General features: G+C 36.7%; 14 protein-coding genes. 2 read left to right on the top strand and 12 right to left on the bottom strand.

What is annotated here, in order from left to right:
• Window positions 1-122 precede the first annotated feature (122 nt).
• Window positions 123-1,745, bottom strand: a complete 1,623-nt coding sequence (locus ACWJAF_RS02005) for a phosphotransferase (RefSeq protein ID WP_448861867.1) — start codon at window positions 1,743-1,745, stop codon at window positions 123-125.
• 220 nt (window positions 1,746-1,965) lie between these two features.
• Between ACWJAF_RS02005 and ACWJAF_RS02000 the strand changes: the two genes are divergently transcribed.
• Both ACWJAF_RS02000 and ACWJAF_RS01995 read left to right on the top strand, forming a co-directional pair.
• On the top strand, window positions 1,966-2,469 hold the full coding sequence (locus ACWJAF_RS02000; RefSeq protein ID WP_448861865.1) for a glutathione S-transferase C-terminal domain-containing protein: 504 nt from the start codon (window positions 1,966-1,968) through the stop codon (window positions 2,467-2,469).
• A gap of 41 nt (window positions 2,470-2,510) precedes the next feature.
• Window positions 2,511-2,657: a hypothetical protein gene (locus ACWJAF_RS01995; RefSeq protein WP_448861863.1), complete on the top strand. Its 147-nt coding sequence runs from the start codon at window positions 2,511-2,513 to the stop codon at window positions 2,655-2,657.
• Window positions 2,658-2,815: 158 nt separating this feature from the next.
• Here ACWJAF_RS01995 and ACWJAF_RS01990 read toward each other — a convergent pair whose 3' ends face one another.
• The 11 genes from ACWJAF_RS01990 to ACWJAF_RS01940 all read right to left on the bottom strand — a co-directional run bounded on the left by ACWJAF_RS01990 (window position 2,816) and on the right by ACWJAF_RS01940 (window position 12,827).
• Window positions 2,816-4,138, bottom strand: coding sequence for a transposase (locus ACWJAF_RS01990; protein ID WP_448861861.1), 1,323 nt, complete (start codon window positions 4,136-4,138; stop codon window positions 2,816-2,818).
• Between the two features lie 304 nt (window positions 4,139-4,442).
• On the bottom strand, window positions 4,443-5,261 hold the full coding sequence (locus ACWJAF_RS01985) for a 4Fe-4S binding protein (protein WP_448861859.1): 819 nt from the start codon (window positions 5,259-5,261) through the stop codon (window positions 4,443-4,445).
• Window positions 5,262-5,549: 288 nt separating this feature from the next.
• Window positions 5,550-5,849 carry a hypothetical protein gene (locus ACWJAF_RS01980; RefSeq protein ID WP_448861857.1) on the bottom strand — a complete coding sequence of 100 codons (300 nt, stop codon included), beginning with the start codon at window positions 5,847-5,849 and terminating at the stop codon, window positions 5,550-5,552.
• Between the two features lie 805 nt (window positions 5,850-6,654).
• A complete protein-coding gene (locus tag ACWJAF_RS01975; protein ID WP_448861856.1) occupies window positions 6,655-7,581 on the bottom strand; it encodes a hypothetical protein in 927 nt (308 codons plus the stop codon).
• 3 nt (window positions 7,582-7,584) lie between these two features.
• Window positions 7,585-8,949, bottom strand: a complete 1,365-nt coding sequence (locus ACWJAF_RS01970; protein WP_448861855.1) for a macro domain-containing protein — start codon at window positions 8,947-8,949, stop codon at window positions 7,585-7,587.
• 506 nt (window positions 8,950-9,455) lie between these two features.
• Window positions 9,456-9,929: a hypothetical protein gene (locus ACWJAF_RS01965; RefSeq protein WP_448861853.1), complete on the bottom strand. Its 474-nt coding sequence runs from the start codon at window positions 9,927-9,929 to the stop codon at window positions 9,456-9,458.
• 60 nt (window positions 9,930-9,989) lie between these two features.
• A complete protein-coding gene (locus ACWJAF_RS01960; RefSeq protein WP_296091516.1) occupies window positions 9,990-10,145 on the bottom strand; it encodes a hypothetical protein in 156 nt (51 codons plus the stop codon).
• 86 nt (window positions 10,146-10,231) lie between these two features.
• Window positions 10,232-10,534 (bottom strand): type II toxin-antitoxin system RelE/ParE family toxin, encoded by a 303-nt coding sequence (locus tag ACWJAF_RS01955; RefSeq protein WP_296091514.1) that lies wholly within the window; start codon window positions 10,532-10,534, stop codon window positions 10,232-10,234.
• Window positions 10,527-10,790, bottom strand: a complete 264-nt coding sequence (locus tag ACWJAF_RS01950) for a type II toxin-antitoxin system prevent-host-death family antitoxin (RefSeq protein ID WP_144101848.1) — start codon at window positions 10,788-10,790, stop codon at window positions 10,527-10,529. Before ACWJAF_RS01950 ends, ACWJAF_RS01955 begins: the two co-directional genes overlap by 8 nt.
• A gap of 191 nt (window positions 10,791-10,981) precedes the next feature.
• Window positions 10,982-12,568 (bottom strand): GGDEF domain-containing protein, encoded by a 1,587-nt coding sequence (locus ACWJAF_RS01945; RefSeq protein ID WP_448861850.1) that lies wholly within the window; start codon window positions 12,566-12,568, stop codon window positions 10,982-10,984.
• 112 nt (window positions 12,569-12,680) lie between these two features.
• Window positions 12,681-12,827 (bottom strand): hypothetical protein, encoded by a 147-nt coding sequence (locus tag ACWJAF_RS01940; protein ID WP_448861849.1) that lies wholly within the window; start codon window positions 12,825-12,827, stop codon window positions 12,681-12,683.
• Window positions 12,828-13,009: the final 182 nt, after the last annotated feature.

Below are 13,009 nucleotides of genomic sequence, written 5' to 3'. Positions count from 1 at the left end.
TTTTATCTTATCAGTCTTTTCTCTTATAACATTTTATTCTGTTTTCATTATTTAGCGTATCAATTAAGTGTATATGCTTATAGTCACAAATGCCTTGTGTGCTTTTGACACTTCTATCATACTTATACGTATTTTTTCAAAATAGCATTCATCTCATCAAACTGCTCTTCCATCTCTTTTACCAGACGGAACTGTGTTCTTGCGCGGACCAGGTTGTGCTCCGGGTAAGCTGTCTTAAAGTACACATCTCCCTGAAGGAAATCTGCGAGGAAACGCATGCCGCATTCCAGTGTCATCAGCCTTGCTCCCCAAGGAAGGCTCTCAATCTCTGCCGGAGTCAGCACATCTTTTGCCATCTCCAAGTATCCTTTTACGTAAATATCATAAAGATCTATATCAAAATGTACCTTGTCCAGATCTTTCTCATCCTCTTCTGCAGTCGACGCACCAAAACGGATCGAATCGCCAAAGTCATTCGCTGCAAGTCCCGGCATGATCGTATCCAGATCGATGATACATAATCCTTCGTCTGTATCCTTATCAAAGAGAATGTTATTCAGCTTCGTATCATTATGTGTAACACGAAGCGGCAGTTTTCCCTCTTCTAACTGCTTTATCAATACATCGCAGTCATCCTTACGGGATAATACGAAATCAATCTCCTCACGGCACTGGCGCGCTCTGTTCTTTACATCTTTTCGCTGTGCGTCTTCAAAATCACGAAAGCGCTTAGCAGTATCATGGAACTTCGGAATCGTCTCATAAAGGCTCTCCGCCGGATAATCACCCAACTGCTTTAAGAAATGTCCGAAACTAAGCGCAGACTGATAGAACTGCTCCGGTCTTTCCACCATCTGATAGCATACGGAATTCGGCACATAGTGCAGGCAGCGCCATGGCTGTCCGTCCGCATCTTCAAAATATGTTTCTCCGGATTTTGTCTTAATATAAGATAATGTCTCACGGTCCAGATCGCCGCCTTCCTCACGAATCACATTTCTTAAATATTCGGTAACGCCAAAGATATTGTCCATAACCTGGTCCGGATTCTTGAATACGTTGATGTTAATGCGCTGAAGCACATACAGCGGCACATCCGTACCGTCTGCTCCCGGCATATAGACCGCATATGTCTCATTGATGTGTCCTTCTCCAAACGGCTTCACATAGCTGCACTGCGTTCCAAAACCAAATGCATAGATCGCATCTTCCAGGCTTCTGCTGTCCACACCTTCAATCTTTCTTCTGGTAGAAAAGATCACTTCACCGGCCTCGACCTTACGTCCGGATTCGATCACACAATCCGATTTTACAACGCTTCCAAGTCCGATATGTGCACCTGCACCGACACTTGATCCGTGATCTACGATTGCACCACTATTTACCAGTACGGCGCGTTCAATCTTCGTATGTGTATTCACGACCGCTCTTTGCATCACAAAGCATCCCGGCTCCAGAACTGCACTTGGACTTACAATTGCTGACGGGTGCACAATTGCCGGAACTTCATAGCCTTCTTCCAGTAATTTGTCCGTCCAGTACAGACGTGTCTTATTATTCCCAAATGCTGCTACTGCGACCGGATATTCCTCATGCCGGATCACATAGTCGCAACACATACCGATGACATCATCACTTTTCACTGCGTCATCTAAAAATACTACTTTTTCATACCCCAAAGCCTGCGCGGTTTCCTTTACCATACGACCGAAACCACCGGCGCCTAGAATTAGTAAACTTTTCATTACTTTTTTCTCCCAACTGTATTTGTCTTTTGTATTTTTTCAATACTGAGCTTTTTATATCATAACATATATTTTTATACATTGTATATAAATATTGGTTTTTAAATAAATAATCTTTTCATCTCATTATCTGTTTAGCCATGTGTTTTCCGGACGTGTATGAAATAGAAATGCTTAATACAAAATATACACCAGCGTCTTAAGAGATCCAAGAGGCTGGGTGTTCTCCGAAGGCCTTGGAGGGGTTGATCCGGTACTTAAGATTCATTACCTGGACGATGCTTATCTGAAAGGTGATCCTGACTTTGTCGGAAGATCGACTGTGCCGGCAATTGCAGATATGACAACCGGAGCCATCGTGCAAAATGAAGCGTGGGATATTCCGAGATATTTCGTCATGGACTGGAAGAAATATCATAAAGAAAATGCCCCGGATCTTTACCCGGAACATCTCCGCCCGGAGATCGATGAACTCAGTGCATTTATCAACAAACGTATCAATGCATATGCCTGCGGATTCGCAAGATCACAGGAGGCTTTTGATGAGGGGTATGCAGGTTATTTTGAAGCGCTGGAGGAACTGGAAGAACGGCTTGGTACGAAGAGATTCATCAATGGTGATTATATTACGTTGTCAGATATTCATCTGTATGTGGCGCTGATAAGCTGCTCTATCAGACATTATTGCGCCATGATTATATCTATTATTATCTCTATAAATTGAATTTTGCGAAGAGCTTTGATTTTGAGAATATTGCAAGATATGTGACGGAATTGAAAGAGATTCCGGAAATCGCTGATTCGATACAAATTGAGGAGGAAAAGAAGAAGGCTTATCTGGGGCTTGAGGAGGCGTGGAATCCTTACCGGCTTGTTTTTGACGGGCCTGAGGATGAAATCTGGAGTAAGTAATGTCAGTGATGAGGGCACAGACATTTTTCTTGGACTATCCAAATGACCGCTCAGACGAGTGTGTAAATAATTGGACCTGTTGACAAACTACTTATATTCGCGATTTCTCACTTGTGAATTTAATCAAATATTCAAAAAATGACTGGTTAAGGCTTTGATTACATAGCCTTAACCAGTCGTTTTAGATTTAATGCCATAGCTGAAAAGAGGCATTCTTCTTCCGCATGAATAATCCCTCTTTTATGGATTCTTTTTAAATTGTGTTCCCTTTTTAAGACTGAAAAAGTGCCTTCAGCCCATATTTTTCTTAAACGCATTACTTTGACATATTCAGGTGTATGATATTTTAGTTTATTACGATGAAATGCAGGATAATTCCCACTGGCGTTGATCCGAATAGCTCCTTGATCTATTTCGCAAATAGAAAGTCGTGGACAATCTTTACACAGTTTACGGGCACGAGAATACAGTCTATAATAATTCAAGGTGCTTCTTTTGAAGACAAGCCTTTGAAAATTTAACTCTTTCTGATTTTCGCATACAAAGCAGTCTTTATCTTGATTATATGTAAATCCCTTTTTTAAAGCATTATTCTGGTATTCGCGAATTGCTGTATAGCCTTCGATTCCAAGTAATTCCAGTCCTCTATGAACAGCCCCAACATCATAACCGCCATCCAATGCCAGCACCTTTATATCAATAGGTAAGGCCTCTTGTTGCTGTTTTACATGATTGAGAATAATATCACTTTCACGATGATTTGCTGGATAACAATTAACGCCTGTGATTATACCATGTCCCGTATCTACCGTCATCTCTGTTAAATAACCAAGCCCCCTTTTCCTTTTTTGGTTTATATATCCACAATCAGGGTCTGTTGTACTTTTCAGAGTACGCTTTGTAACTTCTTTCGTTATAGGTTCTTTATAGCCCGGAATTTCAGACATTTCTTTTTCCAGTTCATCAAGGTAGTGGATGGAAGACTGTTGTACTGTCTCTATTACTTCTATAGAACTGTTAACAGAAACATTTCCTGGTAAAAATGATCCATCAGCAACTACCGTATTACCACTTACAATTCCCATATTTATACATTGCATTATGATTTCATTAAAAATATCTCTGAAAAGAGTATTATCTCTAAAACGTCTCCGACGATTTTGGCTAAAAGTACTATGGTCAGGAATCTTCTGCATCAGATCAAGTTCACAAAACCATCGATATGCTAAATTTAAAGAAACTTCCTCTTCCAATCTGCGTTCTGATTTGATTCCATAAAGATATCCAATTAATAGCATCTTTATCATAACAACTGGATCAATAGATTTTCTTCCTGTATGTGAATAAAAAGAGGACGCTTTTTCATAGATGAAATCAAAATTTACACTGTTTTTAATCTGTCTCAACAAATGATTTTCCGGAATCATTGAGTCTAGATCCAGAATAAGAAGTTGCATTTGATTATCAATTCTTCCCATCATAAAAAGTACCTCCTATGGCAAAATTATTACATATATTTTACCATAAAGAAGGTACTTTTTCTTTACTTTGTCAACAGCTCCAATATTTTACACTCTCGCTCAGACAGAGAATACTCCCGACTCGAAAATACGAACATAAACTTGGACTACCTAACTGACTAATCCAAGTTTATGTCTGTATCCCTCTCATTTGTCATTTTTTCCGAAGATAGAAGGTAATAAAATGCTTCAGATTTACCTATCATAAAGGAACACTCTTAACGGATGGATTCATTTTCCCCGCTATGAACCGTAGTCGCTCTTATTACAAGGCATCTTTCGGGCAATGCTTCACACATTCCATACATAGAATACACTCTGTTCCGTTCGCTCTTTTTCTTGAATTATCCGTAACATCCACTTCCATCGGGCATACTTTTTTACATTTGCCGCAGGAAATACATTTGCTTTTATCACATTTTATACGGACCAGTGAGAAATAGCTCATAGGTTTTAAAAAGACGGTGACCGGGCAGATATATTTACAGAATGCCCTGTTATCTTTACATATAAAAGCCAGGATTATTCCAGTTATGTAATATAAAACATTACCTATAATAAACGCCCAGAACATAATCCTCTCAATATTTCCCACATGTACAAAGAATAACGCCAATACAAACAGCAAAGATACACCAAATACAATATATCTGATCCAGCCGATCTTTTTTCTCGGCTTCTCCGATGTCTTATACGGAAGAAAATCCAGAATCATCGCTGTCCAGCAGGCATAGCCGCACCAGCCTCTTCCGAAAACCAGTGGGCCAAAAATCTTGGCAACAGCATAGTGAATCGTGGCCGCTTCAAATACGCCTGTGAACAGATAATACCAAAATCCTTCGATCTGCATATTCTCACCGCAGATCAGGCCTAAGTATACCATCATATAGGTTCCAACCAGAAGCTGTGCAATCCTGCGGGCGTAACGGTATCGCTTTATATATAAGAACATCGCAAGTGATAAGGATACTCCGATATATGTGAAATTGAACAGGTAGAAAATATTGTCTTTTGTTAACCATAGGGTGATGGCTATGGTTTCGAAAATTGCCAATAGGATGAGTGGGATGGATTGTTTTTTCATTCTTGTATGTCTCCTCTTCTGCTTTTGCCAGAGATTGTATTCAAATTTTTCTTTTATCTTTTCTTTATCATAAGAAAAAGAGAAAGAACAACCTCACTTACAATGCGTCCTTTCTCTCTCTCATAAGTACTGCATACTCAAACCATATTACAGGGTTATACCCTCATAAATGGTCGCATATCTATCAACAGTCACTTATATTGCTATACCAATATTATATTAAAAAATTTCTCGCGAATATGCAAGCTTTTTCGTATAAAATTTTCATCAGTCACCAGATCCATATACCTATTCTGTCAAGTGTTTCGGGACTTCAATTGCTGCACATTTGGCTATTTTATCTTTTTCTTCTTTGCGGATCCGCTCTGCAAATTCCGTTATCTTATTACAGATCCACATATAGGCAGTGGTTCCTTCCGTATAATCCGCCTCTGCATACATATTGATCCGGCCGTCTGCTCTCATTTGCTCGACTTGTTTCATTGCGGCCATATCCCCTTTTGGGTAAATAGCAAATGTTGCACCATTATTTTTATTCACAACGGAAAAAGCCGGTATGTCACTTGGTCCGTCCGCTATGTATATCATATTAATGAAATGAACCCGTCTGAATTCTTCCGGAATCTTTGTATTTACACTTACTCCGCTTCTGCTTTCTTCACTGTGGACGCCTTTATTAATTTCAAATAATGCACATGTTTTGCTTGTATTATCTATTGTATAACCGATTATGGATCTCCCTCGTCATCCTTTCCCTCAATGAGTTCACAGCCCCATGCATGTTCGACATATTGCATGACAGAAGAACCTTTTATAACCTGCGTCATTCCGGTGCTGACAATGTAATGCTCTACTCTTATATCGTATTCTTTGTATATTGGATTATTTTCAATTAGTTCTTTTGTCTTTTTGAATATCTCTGGAACACCTTTATAAAATTTAAGATCTTTGCCAAATTCTTTTAACTTTTCGTTTGTCAGACCTTTGAATTTACCATTTTTGCATAGCGTATGAATTAGTTTAAATAGATAGTTTCCGGATTGACTAATACGCCTTGTTCTTCTTTGTATTTTTTCGGTAATGAATTTGTTTCTTTCCAGAATGCTCCTGAATCTACCTAGTAGTGTTCAAAAATGGGGTCTTGCATGTAGCCGTCTACTAGGGTTTTGTCAAAATCCCATACGATTGCGATTATGTTTGCCATGGTGTGGTTCTCCTTTCGTTTTTAATGTCTACTTTTGTAATATCTGGTCAGAAAGAAATTTTCAAATTCCTTCTTTACTTAATATGCTTTTTAACACAACTTATTTTGTAATAATTTTTACTCTTCTATTTCGTCTTCTGACAGGCAATCCATTTGATTCTAACATTAATCTCCTTACAAGAAGCTCTTTTAATATATCTCCCCCAGTTCAGATAAAATCTCTAAAATTGTTGTTATTTCCATTTTATCATTATAATTTATTACTGTAACATACAATTCTCTTCCATCACGGCCATGCCTTACTTCACCGCACATACTTTTCAATTTATTTATTACATATTCTATTTTTTGTGGTGTTATATCTTTCTTTAAATGCACTCGAAACTGATTATATTCTTCCTTGCCATTCCACTTTAAATTTAGTATTTTATCCCTATCAGCCTTACTCATCATATCTTGCAGCTCCCTGATACGCACATTATCTATTTTAGGTACAAATTCTGATGTTCCCATGCCACCGGTTATATTACGAATCTCCTTCACTTCACTCATAATACTATTTAACATAACTTCCATACGATCTTCTTTTGAAATTTCTCCTACATTCATACTTGCAGTTTCCGCCCGTACTATTTTTACGATTGAGTTCTCTTTTCCTTCTCTTGTAGAAATAATTGCTTCTGTTATCTTGATCCGTGCTTCCATAACATTTTCGTATAAACGTTCACTACTATACTGTACTGTATTAATTCCTGATACATCAAATATTCTTTGTGTTTTTTCATCTTGTACCAATACTACTGGCTTATCATATGCCTGACGCAATCCTAATTCATATAATACATTGGGATTACGGTTACTTAGATCACACAATGCCATCGGACAATTTTGAACTGCATCAAATATTTTATTGATAATTGGATTGCTGATTTTATCTTCATCTACCCGATAGGCTTCATATCCAGCTGCTTCAATTGCTGGTTTAAAAATTTGATCATATACCTTGGTAAAATGTCCTTTTGGATAGTCTCCCTGATCACTGATAGGCATAATCACAAAGCATTTTTCCTGTTCATCCTTTAACTTATCTGTCGTGTTTTTAACATTATCTTTCATCTCTTAGCTCCTAAATTCCCTCTGTTTCAAATGATTTGCAAAATATCCAAATGCCAATGTTATAAAGAAAAATTTTATTCCCCGGTTCGTATAATTCAATATTTCTGTATAACGCCCAAGTTCTATTCCTCCCGGCAGCTGAATTGCATCTCCCATAACACCGGCACTCATTGCTATTTTAAATGAAATATTTTTTAAATTATCTATATAAAACAACAAGGCCATATCAAAAGAAACTTCAACATAATTAACAAGCAACAAAATCATCGAACGTATAACATTCGCCGAAGGCCCCTGAATATCCGCTAACAACATCAATGCTACAAGATATGTAACTGTATCTGCCATACTATATATTATGATTACTATACATATTTCTTTTGTATAACTTCCTAACATGTGATTTCGAATAAAAAAGAGCAATATAAATGGCAGTAAAACTTTTATAAATGTAATAATCTCTGTTACTTTACGCCTTGTATGCCAGTCATACTTTCCAATTATGTCTTTGAACAAAAGAATCGGCATGAACAACATTCGAAGTAACGCAATAAACAAACGTATTGTCTTTGCTACTGAAAAATAACCTTTTGTTTCATCAAATTTGATTATTTCATACGCCTGTCTGCATTGTGCCTGCCAGGTTGTCTGATACACCACTCTATGTTGCCGCGCAAAGACTTCATCATATTGTTCTAATATTTTATTAGCAATACACATCAGCTCATTTTGTTTACTCATATCCGGATCATAAATACAGAATACTATTTTCTTTAATGGCATGTACTGAAAATATTCTATATCTTTATTCTTCCATTCGGTTAATATATTTCCAACTGTACCAATAGCAATTCGTACAGCAACTTCAAATGGTATTCCATAATTTCCGCTTCCAATGATTGGTATTGCAACTGTTTCTATATCTCGTTTCTTCTTTACCTGTTCCATAATATTTCGATAACAAGTTTCCAATACTTTCGTACAACGACTTGTACAGCACCACGGTTTTCTTTCGTTCTTCTTCTCTCCATCACACTTGGGTCCAACCACATGTATTATATACTCGCAAAAATCATAACCAGATGTTATTACAGCATTTCCTCGCTCACATCGAATTATTTCTTCTGGATAATCTTTATTTTCATCTAATTCTTTACGTATCTTATCTTTAAATTTTTCTCCTTTGGGCAATTTTTTATTTACTATTTTATGTATCTTATGGTCTACGCCATGATGAATGCTTCCCATTAATGTTGGATTAGCTGCATTTACAACCGCACTAATATCATTTTGCTTTACATATTCTGTTATTTCCCCTGCGTATATTTCTAACATTTGAGAAATCGTTCTTATTCCATTTTCTTTCATATATTTTTTCTCCCATGTGCAATATCTATAAGTTTTTTAATATATTTTTTCTCTTTTTCCGTTGGTATGTCATCATAACTTATTCTGAACCTTATACTAATTTTATCACACATCCAAATAAGTAGTTCTTTGTCTTTCTATTGTACTATCAAATTCTTCTATTTTATTTATTTTTATAATTTTAACCATCAGTAATTCATTTCTTATCATATATATTAAGTACAGTAACAATATGCGCCACTTTCCCAATGCTTCTGGCGATTCTATGTTCTGCTATCAAGCATCTTTTTCTATATTTTTGAAAGCCTCCCTTAAAATGTCCTCTCTTTATTATATACACTTAACTCTCTAAAAACTGTCGCCTTTCGACAAAAAAATTTGAATTTTTAGAATCTTCTCATTCTGTATCACTTTAATTCGATAAAATCTTTCTATAAAATATAAAACTGACCATACAAAGCCAGTTTTATATTTTTAAACTTATTAAAGAATTTTCTTCCAACATATTACTTGATTCGTAACACACTATCCCTATATACAGCTTCCGGGCAATACATCTTTATCAAAGAAACTGCCATTATTTTTTCCGCATCACTCATCTTTGGTCCAAATACAATTTCTATATCTTTTAATACATTCTCATCAATCTTTAAAAATAATTGCTTATATGCCGGTTCCAATTCACTATTCTCAATCCTTCTTAATTGTTCTTGCTGTTTCTTAAAACTTGGTGGATTTATTTCCTGCAAGCCCATAGGTGACGTTGAAATTATATATCTCCATTCTTTTTGAAATTTCCAGTTTTCTCGTTTATATCGACCTAAATCCTTTATTGAATAATTTATTTCTAAGTTATCGTTTCCTTTCAAATCATCTAAATCTTTAGCTTCCAAAAATTTTTTCAACGCATCTTTCTGCGATTCTGTTTTTATTTTAGGAAATAATTTATTCTGTTCATTTGTATATTGTACTTCAATCAAATTTAATGATGTCAGGCACCTTATAATATCTCGAATTTTTTCGGCTCCCGTTCAAAATGGTCAAAGGCTTCTTTCCAAATCCGGACGGAGCATACATGAGTTATCTGCCCTATCCCCGAAGAGTAAAATATCCAGATAATACTCAACAACCGTCAGTTCCCTGAGAGAAATCATAAACTTTTCGTGTTCCTTTGATGAAAATCTGATTTCTGACATATTTTTCTCCTTTTCCGGCACTAAAAAAACGCCACAAATTGTGACGTTTTTTAGTACCCTTTATATTTCAGTGAGATTTCTTGATTCTAAAACTCACTTTTTCCATATTTTACAGTTACCACTGCAACAACTTTTTCATTTTCAAACACTTCATAAATGATAATATAATTTTCTACAATCAACTGCCTATATCCTTTAAAAGCATAAAATCCATATTTTCTTTCTGCCCCTCGATATGGCTGTTCTTCCAAACTTAAAATTGCTTTTTCAAATTTTTCTGCCAGTACGATTGCATCATCAGCATAATTACTAACAAGAAGTGCCTGCTCGTATATCTTATCAATATCTCTATATGCCTGTGGAAACATTTTTACGGTATATTTATCCAAAGTGTTTCCTCCTGAGTTCTCCCAATGCCTCACGTGCATCTAATAATTCTGCACCTTCTGCGACTTCCCGTTCTGCTTCAAAAATTGCCTTATCAATCTGATTTGTGCTGAGTAATTCTTCATAAGTTTCCATACTCATAACTACTAAATCTCCATAGCCATTTTTTGTAATAAATACTGGTTGCTGTTGTTTGTGACATATTTCAGATATTTCATTTGTATTTCTTAAATCTGTAATTGGTTTTATTACCGGCATTGTAACTCCTCCTTTCTTTGTACATTATTATAACAGAATATTGTACATTTATCAATTTGCAAACCAATTTTTTTAATATCTGAAAATAGTATAATTTTACATTCTTCCCCGGTTAAAAATTTAATGGTGTCAGGCACCTTTTTACTCATGCATACGTCACCTCGTAATCATATATTGCACATTTCTATCATTTATGCAGAAGGTGTATTTTCTTTTATCCTCTTTTTGTCTTTATACATCTTCTCGTCAGCACAATGGATCAGCTCCGGCAGATTCTTTTCCTCTGCATCTGTCCAGACATATCCCATTGCAACAGAGATAGGAATGTCACTTTGTTCATCGGCAAATTCAATCTCTGCTCTGACTTGCCTTATGATTTCTTCCGTTTCTTCGGCTGTCTTGTTTTTCAGAATAATCACGAACTCATCACCGCCGATTCTGTAACACTGACCGTTCTGTCCAACGGCAGCTCTCATACACTTTGCGATCGTGATAATAAGCTCATCACCTTTATTATGTCCCAGGCTGTCATTTATCTTCTTCAGATTGTTGGCATCCATCATTATGTAGGAAATCATTCCCGGGAAAACAGCATTACTCTTGTTTTCCTCCAGAAATGCCGTTCTGTTTCCAAGACCGGTCATCGTATCCATATAGGCCATTCTTGCATAGATCTCGATATTGGCATTCTCCTGAACCTGCTCATACATTACGATACAGGCTGCATTGATCAAAAATGCGATAAATATCGCAATACCGACCGAATAGATATAGGAATAGCTCACTACATTTCCATAATAAAATGAAACGAGTGCTATAATGCTGAAAACACAATATGCTACACATCCATTAATAACTCTTTGCAATTTAAGATTTTTATGCTTTTTGTTCCCATTGATTCCATTCCAGATCACGCGCAGAAGTGTTACTGTCATAAGCAGATGCTCACAGATAAGTATTATGATCATCAAATCACATCCGCTGATATAATTTATCAGATAAAGGGCTAAGGTAAAAACAAACAACTTACGCATCACGGACAGCACCCTGTGTTTGCCCGGCATGATCTCTTTGATAAATCCCAGAAGAGGGAACGGCAATGTGAAAAAGGACAAGAATGATATCTGCTCAATAATACTGGTGTGCTGAGTGACTAACAGCAAAATCTGTGAGTCTGTCACCACCCAGATTCCTTCGGTCAAAATACAGATTCCCAAATTCCGCAGTGCACGGTAGATCTTCTCCATTTTTCCCGCTTTCATATAAAGACAGGCGACAATACACAGCACACCAAGAGCAAGCGACAGCGCACCGATAAGCACCGCATAAAGGTTATCCTTTATGATCCGTCTGTACATACTGGTTTTGTCTCCTATCAATATCCCCGAGTTCTCAATGCCTTTCAGATTATCTTTCGTCCCACCGATAAAGCTGATCGTCAAACTGTCTCCTGATGGAATATCAAACAAATGCACTGATCCATCTCTTTTTCCGTTCCTGTGATAGATCGTCTCATCCCCCACACGCACATAATAATTTTTCCAATGAGACCTGAGAAGCAGCACCCATTCCTCGTGCTCTCCTCTATCTGAGAGGCTGAAGGTGACCTCCGCCTTCGTAACACCGTCGGAAGCATCAATCGTCCACTCACCTTCCGGGGCACTTACTTTTCCTGTGAAAATTCTGTCGGGAGCATTCTCATATCTCCCGCAAATATATAATGCAGCTACCATAAAAAAGATAATTATAAGAGTAACTGCAGTATGCATCTTTTTCATAAACATCCTCTTTTATAATCTTTTTTGCCATTCCGGCAGATATAACCACGTCAGCATAACTGCTGGATTATTTCTGATTATACCATAGATTCTCATTTTTGAGTTTGTTTTTTTAAAGCCAATCTATTACATTAATTACTTTTATACCATCATAATTTCCAAGCGAAAAATGATCCCGTGTTAAAACAATTTTTTCATAATTGTCTTTAATTTCCTTTAATGGTCTCATTTCTCTTTCAAAAGTTTCTTCTGCTGTCATATCTGCCGTCCCCATCGGCACTATCTTCCACCGCTTTCGTTATAAAAGCGTTCTTTACTTTCATACATTCTCTCATCTGCAGCTTTTGAAATCTCATACACACTATTCCAATTTCTCTCTGTGCTGAAAACCCATCCGTATGAGACACTCATTGAATCCACAAACTCACCTCTCCAATTTGC

This window comes from Dorea sp., assembly GCF_977044405.1.
Note: the sequence above shows the minus strand (reverse complement) of the source record. Positions and strands in the feature narration are given on the sequence as shown.

Bases quoted from the DNA above. Each gene is read 5' to 3' on its own strand.
- ACWJAF_RS02005 (WP_448861867.1), bottom strand. From the start codon at position 1,745: ATGAAAAGTTTACTAATTCTAGGCGCCGGTGGTTTCGGTCGTATGGTA.
- ACWJAF_RS01990 (WP_448861861.1), bottom strand. From the start codon at position 4,138: ATGATGGGAAGAATTGATAATCAAATGCAACTTCTTATTCTGGATCTA.
- ACWJAF_RS01985 (WP_448861859.1), bottom strand. From the start codon at position 5,261: ATGAAAAAACAATCCATCCCACTCATCCTATTGGCAATTTTCGAAACC.
- ACWJAF_RS01980 (WP_448861857.1), bottom strand. From the start codon at position 5,849: ATGATATACATAGCGGACGGACCAAGTGACATACCGGCTTTTTCCGTT.
- ACWJAF_RS01975 (WP_448861856.1), bottom strand. From the start codon at position 7,581: ATGAAAGATAATGTTAAAAACACGACAGATAAGTTAAAGGATGAACAG.
- ACWJAF_RS01970 (WP_448861855.1), bottom strand. From the start codon at position 8,949: ATGAAAGAAAATGGAATAAGAACGATTTCTCAAATGTTAGAAATATAC.
- ACWJAF_RS01960 (WP_296091516.1), bottom strand. From the start codon at position 10,145: ATGTCAGAAATCAGATTTTCATCAAAGGAACACGAAAAGTTTATGATT.
- ACWJAF_RS01950 (WP_144101848.1), bottom strand. From the start codon at position 10,790: ATGCCGGTAATAAAACCAATTACAGATTTAAGAAATACAAATGAAATA.
- ACWJAF_RS01945 (WP_448861850.1), bottom strand. From the start codon at position 12,568: ATGAAAAAGATGCATACTGCAGTTACTCTTATAATTATCTTTTTTATG.
- ACWJAF_RS01940 (WP_448861849.1), bottom strand. From the start codon at position 12,827: ATGACAGCAGAAGAAACTTTTGAAAGAGAAATGAGACCATTAAAGGAA.